This window comes from Actinotalea ferrariae CF5-4 (genome assembly GCF_000603945.1).
Taxonomy (GTDB): Bacteria; Actinomycetota; Actinomycetes; order Actinomycetales; family Cellulomonadaceae; genus Actinotalea; species Actinotalea ferrariae.
Genome location: NZ_AXCW01000041.1, coordinates 1 through 18,490, shown reverse-complemented (window position 1 = coordinate 18,490; position 18,490 = coordinate 1). Strand labels below are relative to the sequence as shown.

The window sequence follows — 18,490 nt, the reverse complement described above, 5'->3', positions numbered from 1 at the left end:
GATGAGCCTGCCCCGGACGCCCAGGATCGCCTACGGCGGCGACTACAACCCCGAGCAGTGGCCTCGGGAGGTCTGGGCGGAGGATCACCGGGCCTTCGACCTGGCCCGCATCGACACGCTGACCGTCGGCGTCTTCGCCTGGGCGCTGACGCAGCCCGACGCGGACACGTACGACCTGTCGGTCCTCGAGGAGGTCGTCGAGCGCGCCCACGCCGAGGGGCGTCAGGTGTGCCTGGCCACGGGGACCGGGGCGCTCCCGCCCTGGCTCGCCACCGAGCACCCCGAGGTGAACCGCACCGACTTCCAGGGGCGGGTCCACGGCTACGGGCAGCGCCACAACGCCTGTCCCAGCTCGACCGTCTACCGCCGGGCCGCGGCCGCTCTCGCCGGCCGCGTCGCCGAGCGCTTCGGTGACCACCCCGCCGTCGTCGCCTGGCACGTGAACAACGAGTACGGGGGGTTCGACGGCGGCTGCTGGTGCGAGCGGTGCGGGGCCGACTTCCGCGCGTGGCTGCGGGAGCGCTACGGGGACCTCGCGACGCTCAACCACGCGTGGAGCACGACCTTCTGGTCGCACCGCTTCACCGACTGGGACCAGATCGCCCCGCCGAACATGCTGACCGAGCACTGGCGCGGGCCGGACCACACGGCGTTCCAGGGGATCACGCTCGACTACCGGCGGTTCCAGTCCGACGCGATGCTGCGCACGTTCCGGGAGGAGAAGGACGCGATCCGCGCGTTCTCCGACAAGCCCGTGACGACCAACTTCATGGGCATGTTCCGGCCGCTCGACTACCACCGCTGGGCGCCGCACCTCGACTTCGCCTCCTGGGACAACTACCCGCCGGACGACCGGTCGGCGTCGCGCATGGCCCTGACCCACGACCTGATGCGGGGCCTCAAGGACGGGCAGCCGTTCTGGCTCATGGAGCAGACGCCGTCCACGACGGCGTCGCGGGACGTCAACCCGGTCAAGCGGCCGGGGGTGCTGCGGCTGTGGACCTGGCAGGCGGTCGCCCACGGTGCCGACGCCGCCCTCTTCTTCCAGATGCGCCAGTCCCGCGGTGCGTGCGAGAAGTACCACGGCGCCGTGCTCGGGCACTCCGGACGGACGGGCACGCGCCTCTTCCGCGAGGTCGCCGCGCTCGGGGCGGAGCTCGAGCGGCTCGGCGACCGGCTCCTGGGCGCCCGGACCCCGGCGCGGGTCGCGGTCCTCTTCGACTGGGACTCGTGGTGGGCGGTCGAGATGTCCGACGGCCCCAACCGGCACGTGTCCTACCCGGGCACGCAGGTCGCGTGGCACCGGGCGCTGTGGGAGGCCGGCGCGCAGGTCGACGTCGTGCCCGTGACCGCGGACCTCGACCGGTACGACGTCGTCGTCGCGCCGCTCCTGCACCTGCTCGAGGGCGACATCGCGGACCGCTTGGCGGCCGTCGCCGCGCGCGGCGGGACGGTCGTCACCGGGGTGCTCTCCGGGCGGGTCGACGAGGCGGACAACGCGTTCCTCGCGGACGTCCCGGGCCCCCTCGGCGCGATGGCCGGCGTGCGGGTGGACGAGACGGACGCGCAGCCGCCGGACGTCGCCAACCCGGTGACCCTCACGGACCCGTCGGCCCCGGGCGACACGGTGACCTGTGCCGGCCGGCTCGTGTTCGACCTCGTGCTGCCGCAGGGTGCGGAGGTCGTCGGCACCTACGGGTCCGACTTCTACGCCGGGACCGCCGCGGTGACGAGGAACCGGCACGGGGCGGGGGAGGTCTGGTACGTCGGCACCCTCCTCGACGCCGACGGCACCGCGTGGGTCCTGCGGCGGGTCCTGGACCGGCACGGGCTGCTCGGGCCGTTCGCGGACGCACCCGGGCTCGAGCACGCCGTCCGCGAGGTCGGCGGGCGGCGCTACGAGCTGCTGCTGCACCACGGGGACGAGGCGGTCGAGGTCCGGGCGCACGTCGACGCGACGGACCTGCTCACCGGGCGCGAGGTCCGCGCCGGCGACGCCCTGGCGCTGGCCCCCACCGACGTGCTCGTCCTCGAGGTGGGACGATGACGCCTCGACGAGGCGAGGAGGCCGGCCGGTGAGCGACCCGCGGTCCTTCGGCGACGGGACCCTGTCCCGCGCCGCGACCACGGTCCACTGGTTCCTCCTGCTGGAGCTGTGGTTCCTGCTGGCGACGGCGCCCGGGCTCGCCCTGGCGTTCTGGCTCGCGCCCGACCCGAGCAACCTCCCGCTCTTCGCGCTCGCGGCCGTGCCGCTGGGCCCCGCGCTCGCGGCGGCCCTGTTCGCCTGGCGCCGGCGGGACGAAGCCATGACGGCCGACGACGTCGCCCCGTCGCCGTCGTTCCGCCGCGGCTACGCGGTCAACCTCCGCGACGCGCTGGCCGTCTGGGTGCCGGCGGTCGCGGTCCTGCTCGTCCTCGGCGTCAACGTGTCCTTCGGTTCCGGCACCCCGGGCGGCGCGCTCGCCGGCGTCCAGGTCGTCCTCGCGGTCGTCGTGCTCCTCGGGGCGCTCCGGGCGCTCGCGGTGGCCTCGACGTTCTCCTTCCGCCTCCGCGACGTGCTGCGGATCGCGGTCTTCACCCTGTACACGACCCCGCTGCGGACGCTGGGCCTGCTCTCCTACGTGGTCCTGGCCGTCGGGCTGACCGTGGTGACCTTCGACGCCGTCGTCGTGCTCCTGGCCTCGGTCCTGACGTTCGGGCTGCTGCGGAACGAGGCCCCGGTGCTCGACCTGGTGCGGGAGCGCTTCGTCGCCTCCGGCTGAGCCGGCTCAGGGGTACAGGGGCCGCCCGTGCTCGTCGGGCACCCCGGACTTGCGCAGGAAGTACGTGGTGAGCTGGTCGCGCCACTCCACCGCGGAGCGCCGCTGCTCGGCCAGGCGCTCGCGGACGCGTGCGTCGACGCGCGGGTCCACCCGGCCGGCCAGCTCGGCCCAGGCCTGCGCCATCTCCTCGACGCGCTCGACGCCCCGCAGGTGCGTGTCGTACACGTGCTGGACGACCGTGACGCCGCTGCGCAGGCGGTGCGTGTACGGCACGTGGTGGAAGAAGAGCAGGAGCTCGTCCGGGCACGTCTCGGGCGACTCGTACACGTCACGCCAGGGCGACGGGTACTGGCCGGTGAACCCGGTCCCTGTCGCCCGGGTCCGGTCCACCCCGATCCCGTCGCGGTCGGCGAAGTGGTACGTGCCCCAGGGCGTGTACTCGTACCCGTCGACGTCCGGGCCGTAGTGCCCGCCGGGCCGGACCATGAACCCGATGCCGAGCGGCGCCGTGTAGTCCTCGTACGTCGTCCACGACTCGTCCATGACCTCGTGCACCGTCGAGGCGACCGCCGGGTCGTCGCCGAACGTGAGCCGGATCCACTCGTCCAGGACGTCCGTGGGGTCGAGCGCAGGGTCCCAGGCCAGCCGCCCGAAGGCGTAGAGGTTGGCCTGCGCGAGCGGGTGACCGGTCCAGAACGGGTCGTCCCCGACGTTCGACACGGCGACGACGCCCGCGGCGCGCGCACCGGGACCGTGCCCGGCGGCGACGTCGGCGACGGTGGGGCCCGGGCTCCCCCAGGGCTGGAAGGACAGCACCTGCGACCACGCAGGGCCGAGGTAGCAGACGTGGCGCTGCTGCCCCGTGTACTCCTGGGTCACCTGGAGTTCGACGGCCACCCGGGTCGCCGGCATCGCGGCGAGCAGCGGGGACACCGGCTCGCGGACCTGGAAGTCGATCGGCCCTTGCTTGACCTGGACCACGACGTTGTCGTCGAACCGTCCGTCGAGCGGGGTGAAGTGGTCGTGCGCCGCGCGGGCGCGGTCGGTCGTGCGGTCCCGCCAGTCCTGCTGGTGGTCGTAGACGAACGCCCGCCAGAAGACCGTCCCGCCATGGGGCGCGACCGCCCGGGCCAGGAGGTTCGCCCCGTCGGCGTGGTCGCGGCCGTAGGCGAAGGGACCCGGCTGCCCCTCGGAGTCGGCCTTGACCACGAACCCGCCGAAGTCCGGGATCCGCGCCCACACGCGGTCCGCGGCCTCGGCCCACCAGCGGCGGACGTCCTCGTCGAGCGGGTCGGAGGTGGTGAGGCCGCCGACGACGACCGGGGCCGCGAACGACACGGAGAGGTACGTCCGGATGCCCCACGGGCGGAACACCTCCGCGAGCCGCGCGACCTGGTCGAGCCCGTCGGTGAGGAGGCGCGCCTCGACGCGGTGGACGTTGACGTTGTTGACGGCGACCGCGTTGATGCCGGTCGACCCGAGCAGGCGGGCGTAGGACGCGGCCCGTGCCAGGTCGTCCCGGAGCCGCCCGTCGTCCCAGAAGATCGAGCCTCCGGCGTAACCGCGCTCGACCTGGCCCATTACGGGGTGGACCTCGAGGTTGTCCCAGTGGTCGAGCATCCGGACCGGCTGCACGGGCGCGTGCCGGCCGGTCAGGCCCGCGGCGGGCGCGCCGACGAAGGCCGCCTCGCCGTGACGCACCACGTGGTGCAGGCCGTGCAGGAGGCCGAGCGGGCCGTCGGCCGTCACCGTGAGCGCGGGCCCGTGGTCGACGGTGAACGCCTCGCCTGCCCCGTCGCCCACGACGAGCACGAGGTCGGGGCCCGGGTCGAGGTCCGCGGCGCCCCGACCGGTTGCCACCAGGGCGCCGCCCCAGCGCTGCGTGGCGGCGCGGAGCTCCGCGCGGACCGTCGCCAGCACGGGGTGCTCCTGCGTGGACCGGGTGTCGGCCGGCGCGTCCCGCCCGTCGCCGACGACGGCGACGCGCCGGGATCCCACCGGGCGCCACGCCTCTGCGGGCAGCCACGCGGGGTGCACCCAGCCCTCGTCCGGGGTCGTGGTCGTGACGTCACCAGTCATGGACGGTCCCGTCCTTGAGTCGGTTGAACGGCAGGTAGGCCGCCTGGTACGGGTGGTGCGCCGCGGCGTCGTCGTCGTACGTCACGCCGATGCCGGGCTCCTCGCCCGGGTGCAGGTGGCCGTCCGCCCAGGTGAACGTCTGCCGGAAGACCTCGTCGGTCGCGGCGCTGTGCTGCATGTACTCCTGGATGCCGAAGTTGTGGACCGCGAGGTCCAGGTGCAGGGCGGCGGCCATGCCGACCGGGGAGATGTCGGTCGGTCCGTGGAACCCGCTCTTGATCTGGTACTGCGCCGCGTAGTCGACGATCCTGCGGAGCGCCGTGACGCCCCCGGCGTGCGTGACCGAGGAGCGCACGTAGTCGAAGAGCTGCTCGCGGACGAGCGTCTGGTAGTCCCACACGGTGGTGAACACCTCGCCGATGGCCAGTGGTGTCGTCGTGTGCTGCCGGACCAGGCGGAGCGCGTCCTGGTTCTCCCCGGGCGTGCAGTCCTCGAGCCAGAACAGGTCGTAGGGCTCGAGCGCACGGCCCAGGCGGGCGGCCTGGATCGGGGTCAGGCGGTGGTGCGCGTCGTGCAGGAGCGGCAGCGCCGGCCCGAACTCGTTCCGGACCGCCTCGAAGACACCCGGGACGTGGCGCAGGTAGGCGGACGTGTCCCAGTCCTCCTCCGCCGGCAGCGGGGCGCGCTGGGCGGGCTCGTAGTCGTAGCGGCCCGAGGTCGACGGCTGGGCCGCGACGCCGTAGACCTTGTCGATCCCGGGCACGGAGGTCTGCACCCGGATCGAGCGGAAGCCCTCGGCCTGCTGGGCGCGGATCGAGTCGAGCAGCTCGGGGACGTCCCGGCCCGACGCGTGGCCGTAGGCCATGACCCCGGTGCGGGAGGCGCCCCCGAGGAGCTGGTAGAGCGGCAGGCCGGCGACCTTCGCCTTGATGTCCCACAGGGCGACGTCGACGGCGGCGATCGCGGCCATGGTCACCGGTCCGCGGCGCCAGTACGCACCGCGGTAGAGGAACTGCCAGGTGTCCTCGATGCGGTGGGCGTCGCGGCCGAGCAGCAGCGGGACGACGTGGTCGGTCAGGTAGGAGGCGACGGCGAGCTCCCGGCCGTTCAGGGTCGCGTCACCGAGCCCCACGACGCCGTCCTCGGTCATGACCCGCAGGGTCACGAAGTTGCGCCCGGGGCTCGCCACGAGCACCTCGGCGCTGCGGATGGTGGTTCCGGCCATCACGTCCTCCTGACGACGTCGTCGGTCGCGGCGACGCTAGGTGCCCGCATCGCGCATGGCAACGCGTTGCCAGGGTTGTTGCCAACCGTGCGCGCCGGCACCACCATGAGGCCGAGCACTCCTCGAGGGGTGCCGAGCCGGGGAGGAGCGCCCATGGACCGCACCCCGACGCTGCGCCAGGTCGCGGCCGAGGCGGGCGTCGCCGTCTCGACGGCGTCCCGGGCGCTGTCCCGGCCCGGCCGGGTGAGCGAGGCGACCACCTCCCGCGTGGTCGAGGCCGCCGAGCGCCTCGGGTACCCGGTCGGTGGCGCCGTCCGGCTCCTACGCGAGGGGATGACGGGCACCGTCGCGCTCGTCGTGCCGGACATCGCGAACCCGTACTTCTTCGGGATCATCCGCGGCATCCAGGCTCGGTTGCGCGACGGCGGGTACGTGCACGTGCTCGTCGACTCCGAGGAGTCCGTGGACGCCGAGGAGCGCGCGCTGCGCCGGCTGCGCTCCCGCGTCGACGGCGTCGTCCTCGCCGCTCCCCGGCTCGAGGCGCAGCGGCTGGAGGTGTGGTCGCGGTCGGTGCCCCTGGTGACGATCAACCGGCAGGTCGGCGGGGCGTACGTCCTCGTCGACACCCCGGGCGGCGCCGTCCAGGCGCTGGACCACCTCGTGTCGCTCGGTCACCGGCGCATCGCGTACGCGGGGGGCCCGCGGTCCTCGTGGTCCGACCGACGGCGTCGCTCGGCCCTGCGGCAGGCGGTGCGTCGGGCCGGCGTCGACGTCGTGTGGCTCGGTCCCTACGCACCGCGTCGCGAGGCGGGACCGGCCGCGGCCGACGCGGCGCTGAGCGCGGGCGTGACGGCCGTGATCGCCTTCAACGACCTCCTCGCGTTCGGCGTCCTCGACCGGCTCGCCGCCCGTCGGGTCGCCGTGCCGGAGCGGATGAGCGTCGTCGGCTGCGACGACATCTTCGGCGCGGACCTCGTGCGGCCGGCGCTGACCACGGTCGCCGTCCCGCTCGAACGGGCCGGGCACCACGGCGCGGACCTGCTGCTCGCCAGCCTGGAGGGACGCACCGTCGACCCGGTGCTCCTGCCGACCCACCTCGTGGTCCGCGAGTCCTCCGGGCGGGCCCGGGCGTGAGCGGCCGGTCCTGAGGGCGCGACCCGCTCACCCCAGCGCCGCGGCCACCACCAGGACCGCCGGCACCGCCAGGAGCGTCGTCACCAGCCCCGCGTCCCGCGCGAGCCGCCGCCCGGCCCCGTAGTGCAACGCGTACATGAGGACGTTCTGGGCGGTGGGCAGGGCGGCCATGGTCGTGACGGCGAGCAGCGCACCGCCCTCGAGGCCGACCGCCGTGCCGAGCCCGAAGGCCAGCGCCGGGTGCGCCAGCGACCGCAGGCCGGCGACCAGGACCAGGTCCCGGCTCCACAGCCGGTGCCCCGCCACGCGCCGCGCCGACAGCGACAGCCCGAAGGCGAGCAGCGCGAGCGGCGCAGCGGCCGCGCCGACGAGCCGGAACGGCTCGTAGACCAGCTCGGGCAGCTCCCAGGGCAGCGCCGCGAGGAGCAGCCCCGTCAGCGACGCGACGATGATCGGGTTCCGCAGCGTGCGGCCGACGACGGCGCGCCCCACCGAGGGCGCCCCGGGCACCCGGGCGCGGCTCGCCTCGAGCACGGAGAAGCCGATCGGCGCCAGGACGAGCTGCTGGAACAGCAGCGTCGGCACGACGGCGACGGCGTCCCCGAGCAGGTAGACCGCGAGCGGGATGCCCAGGTGCGCGGCGTTGAGGTACGACGCGGAGAGCGTCCCCAGGACCGCCTCGTCCACCGGCCGGCGCCACACGCCGCGCAGCACGGCCGCGGCGGTGAGGGCGACGACGGCGGTCGACGCGGCGGTGACGAGCGCGGTCCGCGAGAGGAGCACGTGCAGGTCGGTGTGCGCGATCGTCACCAGGAGCAGCGCCGGGGCGGCGACGACGAAGACGACGCGCGCCAGCACGCCGTCGGCGTCCGGGCCGAGCGCCCCGAGCCGGCCGAGCACCCAGCCCGCCGTCGCGATCGCGGCGATGACGCCGAGCGCTGCGAGGACCCCCGTCACCGGGCGATCCTCCCACCCGCCCGGGCCTCACCCGTCCCGTCCGGTCCGGTCCCGTCCGGTCCGGTGCGGTCCGGTCCCACCTGCCGGCCCCGTGCCGCGGTCCGCCGGTTAGCCTGACCCGGTCCGTCCGCTCGAGGCAGGAGGTCTCCATGGTGCTCATCGGGGCGCATGTCCGCGACGACGACCCGGTCGCCGCCGCGCAGGCCGTCGGGGCCGAGGCGATCCAGCTCTTCGCGGGCGACCCGCAGAGCTGGAAGAAGCCCCAGCCCCGCGAGGACGCCGACGCGATCCGTGACTCCGGCCTCGGCGTCTACGTCCACGCGCCGTACCTGGTGAACGTCGCCTCGACGAACAACCGGATCCGCATCCCGAGCCGCAACATGATCGCCCAGCACGCGGCGGCCGCGGACGGCCTCGGCGCCCGGGGCCTCATCGTGCACGGCGGGCACGTCGGCGACGGTGACGACGTCGCGACCGGCATCGAGAACTGGCGCAAGACGTTCGAGCGCGCGACGTTCCCCGTCCGGGTGCTCGTGGAGAACACGGCGGGCGGCGAGAACGCGTGCGCGCGCCACCTGGACCGCATCGCCCGGCTGTGGGACGCGATCGGCGGCTACGACGTCGGCTTCTGCCTGGACACGTGCCACGCCTGGGCCGCGGGGGAGGACCTCGAGACGGTCGTCGAGCGGGTCGTGGCGATCACCGGTCGGATCGACCTCGTGCACGCCAACAGCTCGCGCGACCCGTTCGACTCCAGCCGCGACCGGCACGCGAACTTCGCCACCGGCACGATCCCGGCGGAGCTCCTCGCGCACGTCGTGCAGGAGGCGGCGTGCGACGTGATCGTCGAGACGCCGGCCGAGCGGCAGGCGGAGGACATCGCGTTCCTGCGGGCCGCGCTCGCCGGCTGAGGCGGGAGCCTCAGCCCACGTGCTGCCGCCACGAGTGCGCGGGGTGGTAGCCGAGGAGCTCCCGGGCGCCGTCGACCGCCAGCAGCGTCTCGAAGGTGTCGATCTCCCGCGTGAGCCGCACGCCGGGGAACTCGCGCGCGAGCAGCTCGCCCGAGGGCGTGTCCATGATCGTGTCCCCGGCGGCGATCACGACGTTCTGGGAGCCCGTCGAGTCCGACTCCACCCCGAGCCGGAACGCCGTCGCGACGTCGCGCACGTCGGCGTACCCCCAGAGGTTCCACCGGCGCAGCGCCGGGTCGTGGTGGTAGCCCGGGACCGCCGCGTAGTCCTCGACCGTGTGGATGTTCGACAGGCGCAGGCCGACGAACGGGATCCCGGACCACTCGCTGACGTGGTGCGCGGCCTGCTCGGCGAGGACCTTGGACAGCGCGTACGTCGTCGTCGGCAGCGGGAAGTGCGCCTCGTCGACCGGCGCGTAGCGCGGCGCGGTGTCGAACGGCAGGCCGAGCGTCGTCTCGCTCGAGGCCCACACGACCCGGCGGACCCCGAGCCGGGCGGCGGCCAGGAAGACGTTCTGGTTCATCGCGGTGTTGCGGTTGAGCGTCTCCGGCGCGGTGGCGCGGCCGGGCGCCGGAATGTTGGCCAGGTGCACGACGACGTCCGCGCCCGCGACCGCCTCGAAGGCCTGGCCGTAGTCGGTGAGGTCGGCGAGCACGAGCGGTGTGCCCAGGTCGTTCTGGTCGCCCGCCGGCCCGGCGAGGTCGCTCGCGAGGACCTCGTAGCCGTGGGCGAGGAGGTCCGCGACCACCGCCCTGCCTGCCTTGCCGTACGCCCCGGTGACCGCAACCGTCGTCGTCATGCGGCCATCCTTGCAGGCGGACGACGGCGGCGCGGCCGGGCGGGACGGGGACGGGGCCCCACGCCCTGTGGCGTGAGGCCCCGTCCGGGTCGAGCTGCGGGCCGCTGTGCCGGCCCGCGTCCCGTCAGTGGACGTCCTCGTCGACCCAGTCGAACGTCTTGGTGACGGCCTTCTTCCAGTTGCGGTACGTCCGGGCCCGGTGCTCCTCGTCCATGTCCGGGGTCCACCGCTTGTCCTCGGCCCAGTTGTCGATGACGTCCTGCTCGCCCTGCCAGAACCCGACGGCGATGCCGGCGGCGTAGGCGGCACCGAGCGCCGTCGTCTCCGCGACCTTGGGGCGAACCACGGGCACGCCGAGGATGTCCGCCTGGAACTGCATGAGCAGCTCGTTCTGGACCATGCCGCCGTCGACCTTGAGCTCCGTGAGGTCCACGCCGGAGTCGGCGTTCATCGCGTCGAGCACCTCGCGGGTCTGGAAGGCAGTGGCCTCCAGCGCCGCCCGCGCGATGTGGCCCTTGTTCACGTACCGGGTCAGGCCGGCGAGCACACCGCGGGCGTCACCGCGCCAGTACGGGGCGAAGAGCCCCGAGAACGCCGGCACGAAGTAGGCGCCGCCGTTGTCCTCGACCGTCGCGGCGAGCTTCTCGATCTCCGGGGCGTCCTTGATGAGGCCGAGGTTGTCGCGGAGCCACTGCACGAGCGAGCCGGTGACCGCGATCGCACCCTCGAGCGCGTAGACCTGCGGCGCGTCTCCGATCTTGTAGCAGACCGTCGTGAGCAGGCCGTTCTTGGAGTGCACCGGCTCCGTGCCGGTGTTCAGGAGCATGAAGTTGCCCGTGCCGTACGTGTTCTTGGCGGTGCCGACCTCGAAGCAGGCCTGGCCGAAGGTCGCCGCCTGCTGGTCGCCGAGGATGCCCGCGATCGGCACGCCCGGCACCATGCCGCCGGGGCGTCCCTTGCCGTACACCTCGGAGGAGGAGCGGATCTCCGGGAGCATGGACATCGGGATGCCCATCTCGCCCGCGATCTCCTCGTTCCAGGTGAGCGAGTCGATGTTCATGAGCATGGTGCGCGAGGCGTTGGTGACGTCCGTGACGTGCACGCCGCCGTCGACGCCGCCGGTCATGTTCCACACGACCCACGAGTCGGTGTTGCCGAACGCCAGGTCGCCACGCTCGGCGGCCTCACGGGCGCCCTCGACGTTGTCGAGGATCCAGCGGATCTTCGGGCCCGAGAAGTACGTGGCCAGCGGGAGGCCGACGCGCTCCTTGTAGCGGTCGTTGCCGCCGCCCAGGGCGGCCAGGTCGTCCGCGATCTTCTGCGTGCGGGTGTCCTGCCAGACGATCGCGTTGTAGACCGGCTTGCCGGTCTTGCGGTCCCAGACGACGGCGGTCTCGCGCTGGTTGGTGATGCCGACGGCCGCGATGTCGTTGTGCGTCAGGTTCGCGCGGGTCAGGGCCAGGCCCACGACCTCACGGGTGTTGACCCAGATCTCCTCGGGGTCGTGCTCGACCCAGCCGGCGCGCGGGAAGATCTGCTCGTGCTCCTTCTGGCCGCTGGAGACGATCGATCCGGAGTGGTCGAACACGATCGCGCGGGTGGACGTGGTGCCCTGGTCGATCGCGAGGATGTAGTCAGCCATGTCAGTCCTTCACCTCTTCGTGGGGGTTGCTGCTGTGCTGGATGGTGCTGCTGTCCTGCTGCTGCGGTTCCGGAAGGTGCCGTCCGGTCGGCGGGTGCTGCGCGGGTGAGGACGCGGTCGAGCGTCGGCCTCACCCGCGCAGCAGCGGCTCAGGCGAGCGCGGCGGCCAGGAGACCGGCCAGCGCACCACCGATGAGCGGGCCCACGACCGGGACCCAGGCGTAGCCCCAGTCGCTGGAGCCCTTGCCCTTGATCGGGAGGATCGCGTGGGCGATGCGCGGGCCGAGGTCACGGGCCGGGTTGATGGCGTAGCCCGTGGGGCCACCGAGGCTCGCACCGATACCGACGACGAGCATGGCGACCGCGAGCGGGCCGAGCTCCGACGGCGAGTTGGCGAAGTTCAGGATGACGAACACGAGCACGAAGGTGCCGAGGACCTCGGTCACCACGTTCCAGCCGTAGGAGCGGATCGCCGGGCCGGTCGAGAAGACGCCCAGCTTGACGGCCGGGTCGGCCGGCTCGTCGAAGTGCTTCTTGTACGCCAGGAAGGCGAGCACGGCACCGAGGAAGGCACCGACCATCTCACCGGCGAAGTAGACGAGCGTCGACATGACGCTCACCTCGACGCCCGGTGCGTACTCCTCCGCACCGTTGGCCAGCAGGCCGACGGTGACGGCGGGGTTGAGGTGCGCGCCCGACTTGTAGGCGGCGTACACACCGGCGAAGACGGCAAGACCCCACCCGAAGTTGATGGTGAGCCAGCCGGCGTTGAAGCCCTTGTTGGCGGGGAGGATGACGTTGGCGACGACGCCCGCACCCAGGAGGAGCAGGAGGCCTGTGCCGATCACCTCCGAGATGAAGACCTGCCCAAGGGTCACGTCCATGAGTTCCTCGTTTCAGTCGAGACTTCGTTGTCACGTGCGCTCCGGTCCGGGGGACCCGGAGCTGGCTCCGGCCGGGGTGCCGGAGGGTCTGGGGGCCGCACCGGGCCGGCCGGGGAACGAGCCGGCGCCGGTGCGGAGAGGGTGCGTCAGGTGCCCGCAGGGCCCTGAGCGGCAGGGGTGTCGGCCGGGGAGCCGGGCTTCACGCCGGGCTCGGCCTTGCCACCGAGGGGTCGCAGCGGTGCGACGTCGGCGGCCTTGAGGCGCACCGTCTCGGCGGCCTCGTCGGACTGCTCGGCGGCGGCGGCGGCCTCGGCCTCGCAACGAGCGCGGTAGGACTCGACCTCCGCCTTGCGCGTCGCGGCGTCCCAGCCGAGACGCGCGCCGACGACCTCCGCGATCTCCTCGATCGCGGCGAGGCCCTGGTCCGCCTGCTCGTACACGAGTCGCGTGCGCAGCAGAAGGACGTCCTCCAGGTGCAGGACACCCTCATGCGTCGCAGCGTAGGCAACCTCCGCACGCAGGTAGGCAGGCGCGCCGTCCAGCGGCTTCGCGAGATCCGGCTGCTCCTCGACCATGTCGATGATCTCGGTGAGCATCGAGCCGTAGCGGTGCAGCAGGTGCTCGACCATCGGGCGGCTCCAGCCGTACGTCTCGGCGATGCGGCGGGCCTGGCGCTGCAGCACCGCGTGGCCCTCGGCACCGACGAGCGGGATGCGGTCGGTGATCGACGGGTTCGTCTTGGCGCGCTCGCCGAGGGCGAAGTCGACGGCGTCCTTGGCCATGACGCGGTAGGTCGTCAGCTTGCCGCCGGCGATCACGGTCAGACCAGGGGTGGGGGAGGCGACCGTGTGCTCGCGGGACACCTTCGCGGAGGAGGTCCCCTCCTTGGTGCCCGGCTGCAGGAGGGGCCGCAGGCCCGCCCAGGTGCCGATGATGTCGTCCTTCGTCAGCGGGCGCTCGAGCACGGCGTTGGCGTGGTCGAGGACGTACTCGATGTCCGCCGCCGTGGCGACCGGGTGCTGGAGCTCCTGCTTCCACGGTGTGTCGGTGGTGCCGATGACCCAGTAGCGCGACCACGGGATGACGAAGAGGACGCTCTTCTCGGTCTGGAGGATCAGCCCGACCTCACCGCGGATCCGGTCACGCGGGACGACGATGTGGATGCCCTTGGACGCCAGGACGTGCAGGCCGCCCTCGGTGTCCGCGAGGGCCTCGGTCTCCTCGGTCCAGACGCCCGTGGCGTTGATGACCTGGTCCGCGCGGACCGTGATCTCCTTGCCGGTCTCGAGGTCCGCGACGACGGCGCCGTTGACGACGCCGGTCCCCCGCTTGGTCAGCTCGACGACCTGGGTGCGGCTCGCGGCGAGGGCGCCGTAGGAGACCGCCGTGCGGATGATCGTGACGACGAGGCGCGCGTCGTCGACGCTGGCGTCGAAGTAGCGGACCGCGCCGACGGCGGCGTCGTGCTTGAGGTCGGGGAACATCCGCTCCATGCCGGCGCGGCTGAGGTGCCGGTGCCAGGGCATGGCGCGCTTGCCGGGGGCCAGGCTCGCGAGCGTGTCGTAGAGTGCGACGCCGGCGCCGACGTACGCCCGCTCCCACCAGGCGTTCTCCAGCGGGTAAAGGAACGACACAGGCTTCACCAGGTGGGGCGCGATGCGCTTGAGCAGCAGGTCCCGCTCGGTGAGGGCCTCGTGCACGAGGTGGAAGTCGAGCATCTGGAGGTAGCGCAGACCGCCGTGGACGAGCTTGCTGGAGCGGCTCGACGTGCCGCTGCCCCAGTCCTGGGCCTCGACGATGCCGACCCGCAGACCGCGGCTCACCGCGTCGAGCGCGATCCCGGCGCCCGTCACTCCGCCGCCGATCACGAGGACGTCGAGCTCGTTGCCCTCGGTGCCGGACGCCTCGAGCGCCGCGAGCGCCTCGGTCCGCTTCTGCGGTGTCAGTGCGACTGTCCTCACGCTGTCCTCCTCGACCAGTGAACGTCCGGCTCGGGCATGTGCCGCCGTCGCCGTCCTCTACCGCGCGTTGCCGGTGCCCGGGACCAAGGTCCCTGGTGCTCTCGGGACGAAGGACCCTTGAAGGATCTTTTCCCACGACCATGCGCCAGGCTTATGCTTGTCGCAGGTCGAACGAACGCGCAACCCGGATGCACATACGTGCAGGATTGACGGCAAGGATCCCGACGGGTCCGGTCCGCCGGGCCGCCGGCGCGCGGGACCGCCGGGATCGAGCTGGTCGGGACGCCGACGAGGAGGTCGGGATGGAGCAGGAGGACGTGCTGCGTGCCGCGTCGATGTACTACCTCCAGGACATCAAGATGGAGGTCATCGCCCGGCACCTGGGCACCTCGCGGTCGACGGTGTCGCGGCTGATCAAGCGTGCACGGGACACCGGGCTCGTGGAGATCACGATCCGACCGGCGCGCACCCAGGCACCCGGCCTGAGCAGGTCGATCGGGCGCCGGTTCGGCATCGAGGCGTACGTCGTCCCCGTCCCCGACTCCTCCACGGAGATCGAGCGGCTGGAGCAGGTCGCCCGCACCACGGCGAAGCTCATCGGCTCGTGGTTCGACTCGGACATGGTGCTGGCGATCGCGTGGGGCACGACCCTCGCCGCCGTCGGCCGGCACCTGTCCGCGAAGCCGACCCGGGGCAGCGCGATCGTGCAGCTCAACGGCGCGGCCAACACCCGGACCAGCGGCTTCGAGTACGCGAGCGACCTCATCACCAGCTTCGGGGCCGCGTTCGACGCGGCCGTGCACCACTTCCCGGTCCCCGCCTTCTTCGACTACCGGGAGACGAAGGACGCGATGTGGCGCGAGCGGTCGGTCATGCGTGTCCTGGATGTGCAACGACGTGCAGACATCGCGCTCTTCGGTGTCGGCGCCCTGCACGGCGGGGTGCCGAGCCACGTCTACTCGGCCGGCTACCTGGACGAGGAGGACGCGGACCTGCTGCACCACGAGGGCGTCGTCGGGGACGTCTGCACGGTGTTCCTCCGCGCGGACGGCAGCTACGACGACGTCGCGCTCAACGCCCGTGCGACCGGCCCCACGCCCGTCGAGCTGCGCCGGATCCCCCGCCGGGTCTGCGCCGTCGCGGGCGACAACAAGGTGGCCCCGCTGCGGGCGGCCCTCGCCGCCGGCGTCATCACGGACCTGGTGGTCGACGAGCTGACCGCCACCGCGCTGGTCCAGGCGGCGAGCCACGAGGCGTGACCATCGCGCTGGTCCAGGCGGCGAGCCGGAAGGCGTGATCGCAGCGCCGCGCGCCGCGACGCCCTAGCCTCACGAGCGTGACGACCGTTCCTGCGCCGGAGCCGCCGAGGGAGGCCGGGCCCTCGGCGACCACACCCGCCGTCCGCATCCGACGTGCCCTGCCCCGGGACGTCGGCGCGGTGCGGGACCTCGTCGAGCCGTACGCGCAGCGGCGCATCCTCCTGGCCAAGGAGCTCGTGGGGTACTACGAGGCGGTGCAGGAGTTCGTCGTCGCGGAGGACGACACCGCCAGGGTCGTCGGCTGCGGGGCGCTGCACGTCATGTGGTCGGACCTGGCCGAGGTGCGCACGCTCGCCGTCCACCCGGACGCCCGCGGCCTCGGCGTCGGGCACGCGCTCCTCGAGGCCCTGCTGCAGCACGCCCGCGACCTGGGCCTGCGGCGGGTGTTCTGCCTGACGTTCGAGGTCGACTTCTTCGCCGCCCACGGCTTCGTGCCGATCGAGGGCACGCCGGTGGACGCCGAGGTCTACGCCCAGCTCCTGCGGTCCCACGACGACGGCGTCGCGGAGTTCCTCGACCTCGCGCGGGTCAAGCCGAACACGCTGGGCAACACGCGGATGCTCCTCCACCTGACGTGACCTGAGCCGACCCGAGCTGACCTCACCTCACCCGAGCTGACCAGGGGAGACCTGACCTGGTCAGAGCCGACCTGGGCAGAGGCACCCGACGTCCGGTCAGTCCAGGACGACCTTCGCGATCGTCACCATGCGGGTCAGCCACTCCCGGTCGCCCGCATCGGGTGGGGCCGACCGCTGCCCCAGGGACTCGACCTTCCACAGCGCGTTCACCGTCGCCCGGACCACCACCCAGTCCCGCGCGCGGTCGGGGTCCAGGCCGGCGGCGTCCACCACCGCGTCCAGCCGACGGCGCACCGCCCGGCGGACGTCCCCGGACGCCAGGACCTCGTCCCACCGGTTCCACAGCAGGGGCGCCGGCTCCGCGTGCGGGTCGCCGGACAGCGGCTTCGGGTCGATGGCGAGCCACGGCGGGCCCTCCGGCCGGTCCGAGGCGAGGACGTTCTGCCCGTGCAGGTCGCCGTGCAGCAGGGTGCCGTCGGTGCGCGGGTCCTGGGCGAACGTGCGCGCCAGACCGGCGGCCCGCTCGACCATGCGGCGGGGGACCGGTGCGTCGCGGGGGAGGTCGGTCAGCCGGCGCGACCACGCGGCGGCCGCCGCGCTGAGCCGGTCCAAGCGCGGCACGGCCGGTCGGTGCAGCAGGCCGTAGAGCGCGCCGACGGCCTCGCACGCCGCGACGTCGTCGAGCGGGTCGAGGTCCGCCGGACCTGCCCGCTCCAGCAGCAGCGCCCACCGGTGCGGGTCCGCGCGCAGCAGCTCCACGGCGCCCCGCCCGTGCCAGTGCTGGAGGGCGAGGTGCTCGTGGCGGGCCTCGTCGTGCGGCCAGCCCACCTTGAGCGCGGCGCGCACCCCGCTGGCGAGCACGGGCAGGACGAGGGAGCACTGGCCGTGCGCCGCCTCGCCGTCGGGCTCGAGATCCCACTCGTCCAGCAGCTCGCCGACCAGCCCGGGGAGCCGGGCGAGCCACGGCTCCCACGTCGGCTCGCGGTCGGGCAGGGCGCGCAGGCCGTCGGGCACGCGGACGGCGGGTCCGCCCGGTCCGGTCACCGGGGGAGCCCGTAGAGGACCGCGTCGTCGCGCACGGCGGCGTCGTCGTCCGCGTCCTCCGCGTCGGCCGCTCCGGCCGACGGGCGGCGCAGGGGCTCGAGCGCCGCGACGAGACCGTCGGCGAGCAGCCCGGCGAGGCACCGCCGACGCTGGGTCTCGTCGCCGGGCACCGCGGCCAGCAGGACCTCGGCCGGCACCGGGTGGTCGGCCGCCCGGAGCTCCGCCATGATCCGACCGCGGACCTGACGGTCCGTACCGTGCCACGCCTGCCGGCGCCGCACGGGGGCCAGCGCGTCCGGGGGTCGGCCCGCGCGGCGCCACGCGCACTGCTCCGCGACCGGGCACGCGTCGCAGCGGGGGGACCGGGCCGTGCACACGAGCGCGCCCAGCTCCATGACGGCGGCGCTCCACCGGCTCGCCGTCCCGTCGTCGTCGGGGACGAGCGTGGCCGCGTCCCGCAGCTCCCCGCGTGTCAGGGAGGGCGGGGGCAGGGCGTCGCCGGCGATCGCGCGGCTCAGGACGCGCCGCACGTTCGTGTCCACGACGACGGCGCGGCGTCCGTGCGCGAACGCCATCACCGCCGCCGCCGTGTACGTCCCCACCCCGGGCAGGGCAAGCAGCTCGGCCTCGGTCCTGGGCAGCTCGCCGTCGTGCCGCTCCACGACGGCCCGTGCGCACTCCTGCAGGCGCAGGGCGCGCCGCGGGTAGCCCAGCCGGTCCCACGCGCGGAGGACCTCGGCCGTGCTCTCCTCCGCGAGGTCGGCGGGGGTGGGCCAGCGCATCATCCACCGCCGCCACAGCGGCTCGACCCGCGCCACGGGCGTCTGCTGGAGCATGACCTCGCTCACCAGCACGCCCCACGGCGTCCGGTCGGCCGCACGCCACGGCAGGTCCCGCGCGGCGGTGTCGAACCACGCCAGGACCGGTGGGACGAGCGGGTGCAGCACCCGGACATCATGCCCGGCCCACCCGCGCGGCGGTCCCCCGGCCCGCCTGCTCCGCGGTCCCCGGCCCGCCTGCTCCGCGCGGTCCCCCGGCCTGCCGCTCCCGCCGCCTCCCGGCGCGGCGCGGCATCCCCTCGCGGCGGCAGGCCCGTCGTACCGTGGCGACCGGTACGACCCGCCCGGGAGGAACC

15 protein-coding genes are annotated in these 18,490 nt (G+C 73.7%); 6 read left to right on the top strand and 9 right to left on the bottom strand.

Annotation, left to right across the window (positions count from 1 at the left end):
• Nucleotide 1: 1 nt before the first annotated feature.
• The gene (locus tag N866_RS05955; RefSeq protein ID WP_034224035.1) at nucleotides 2–2,047 is read left to right on the top strand and encodes a beta-galactosidase; all 2,046 of its coding nucleotides are present in this window, start codon (nucleotides 2–4) and stop codon (nucleotides 2,045–2,047) included.
• Between the two features lie 28 nt (nucleotides 2,048–2,075).
• The gene (locus tag N866_RS05950) at nucleotides 2,076–2,762 is read left to right on the top strand and encodes a hypothetical protein (protein WP_034224033.1); all 687 of its coding nucleotides are present in this window, start codon (nucleotides 2,076–2,078) and stop codon (nucleotides 2,760–2,762) included.
• A gap of 6 nt (nucleotides 2,763–2,768) precedes the next feature.
• Here the strand turns inward: N866_RS05950 and N866_RS05945 are convergent, their stop codons facing one another.
• The gene (locus tag N866_RS05945) at nucleotides 2,769–4,841 is read right to left on the bottom strand and encodes an alpha-glucuronidase (protein ID WP_052022448.1); all 2,073 of its coding nucleotides are present in this window, start codon (nucleotides 4,839–4,841) and stop codon (nucleotides 2,769–2,771) included.
• Entirely contained in the window at nucleotides 4,831–6,066 is a 1,236-nt protein-coding gene (manD, locus tag N866_RS05940; protein ID WP_034224031.1) for a D-mannonate dehydratase ManD, read from the bottom strand. Before manD ends, N866_RS05945 begins: the two co-directional genes overlap by 11 nt.
• Before the next feature lie 153 nt (nucleotides 6,067–6,219).
• On the opposite strand from manD, the gene N866_RS05935 reads away from it, so the two are divergent.
• The gene (locus N866_RS05935; RefSeq protein ID WP_034224029.1) at nucleotides 6,220–7,200 is read left to right on the top strand and encodes a LacI family DNA-binding transcriptional regulator; all 981 of its coding nucleotides are present in this window, start codon (nucleotides 6,220–6,222) and stop codon (nucleotides 7,198–7,200) included.
• Nucleotides 7,201–7,227: 27 nt separating this feature from the next.
• Here N866_RS05935 and N866_RS05930 read toward each other — a convergent pair whose 3' ends face one another.
• The gene (locus tag N866_RS05930) at nucleotides 7,228–8,157 is read right to left on the bottom strand and encodes an AEC family transporter (protein WP_034224027.1); all 930 of its coding nucleotides are present in this window, start codon (nucleotides 8,155–8,157) and stop codon (nucleotides 7,228–7,230) included.
• A 149-nt stretch (nucleotides 8,158–8,306) separates the two neighbouring features.
• Between N866_RS05930 and N866_RS05925 the strand changes: the two genes are divergently transcribed.
• On the top strand, nucleotides 8,307–9,068 hold the full coding sequence (locus tag N866_RS05925; RefSeq protein WP_173406133.1) for a deoxyribonuclease IV: 762 nt from the start codon (nucleotides 8,307–8,309) through the stop codon (nucleotides 9,066–9,068).
• 10 nt (nucleotides 9,069–9,078) lie between these two features.
• Here the strand turns inward: N866_RS05925 and N866_RS05920 are convergent, their stop codons facing one another.
• From N866_RS05920 to N866_RS05905, 4 genes are all read right to left on the bottom strand, one after another.
• Complete coding sequence (locus N866_RS05920; RefSeq protein ID WP_034224025.1) at nucleotides 9,079–9,927, bottom strand: NAD-dependent epimerase/dehydratase family protein; 849 nt, start codon at nucleotides 9,925–9,927, stop codon at nucleotides 9,079–9,081.
• Between the two features lie 124 nt (nucleotides 9,928–10,051).
• On the bottom strand, nucleotides 10,052–11,569 hold the full coding sequence (glpK, locus tag N866_RS05915; protein WP_034224024.1) for a glycerol kinase GlpK: 1,518 nt from the start codon (nucleotides 11,567–11,569) through the stop codon (nucleotides 10,052–10,054).
• 149 nt (nucleotides 11,570–11,718) lie between these two features.
• Entirely contained in the window at nucleotides 11,719–12,453 is a 735-nt protein-coding gene (locus tag N866_RS05910) for an MIP/aquaporin family protein (RefSeq protein WP_034224021.1), read from the bottom strand.
• Between the two features lie 146 nt (nucleotides 12,454–12,599).
• Nucleotides 12,600–14,414, bottom strand: a complete 1,815-nt coding sequence (locus N866_RS05905; protein WP_034224018.1) for a glycerol-3-phosphate dehydrogenase/oxidase — start codon at nucleotides 14,412–14,414, stop codon at nucleotides 12,600–12,602.
• Between the two features lie 302 nt (nucleotides 14,415–14,716).
• Here N866_RS05905 and N866_RS05900 point away from each other — a divergent pair, with 302 nt between their 5' ends.
• Nucleotides 14,717–15,673: a sugar-binding transcriptional regulator gene (locus N866_RS05900; RefSeq protein WP_034224016.1), complete on the top strand. Its 957-nt coding sequence runs from the start codon at nucleotides 14,717–14,719 to the stop codon at nucleotides 15,671–15,673.
• A 77-nt stretch (nucleotides 15,674–15,750) separates the two neighbouring features.
• Nucleotides 15,751–16,311 carry an amino-acid N-acetyltransferase gene (locus N866_RS05895; RefSeq protein ID WP_081802372.1) on the top strand — a complete coding sequence of 187 codons (561 nt, stop codon included), beginning with the start codon at nucleotides 15,751–15,753 and terminating at the stop codon, nucleotides 16,309–16,311.
• 96 nt (nucleotides 16,312–16,407) lie between these two features.
• Here N866_RS05895 and N866_RS05890 read toward each other — a convergent pair whose 3' ends face one another.
• Together N866_RS05890 and N866_RS05885 are read right to left on the bottom strand one after the other, a co-directional pair.
• Entirely contained in the window at nucleotides 16,408–17,355 is a 948-nt protein-coding gene (locus N866_RS05890; protein ID WP_034224015.1) for an aminoglycoside phosphotransferase family protein, read from the bottom strand.
• On the bottom strand, nucleotides 17,352–18,302 hold the full coding sequence (locus tag N866_RS05885; RefSeq protein WP_245612382.1) for an HhH-GPD family protein: 951 nt from the start codon (nucleotides 18,300–18,302) through the stop codon (nucleotides 17,352–17,354). The genes N866_RS05890 and N866_RS05885 overlap by 4 nt, the downstream gene beginning before the upstream one ends.
• Nucleotides 18,303–18,490: the final 188 nt, after the last annotated feature.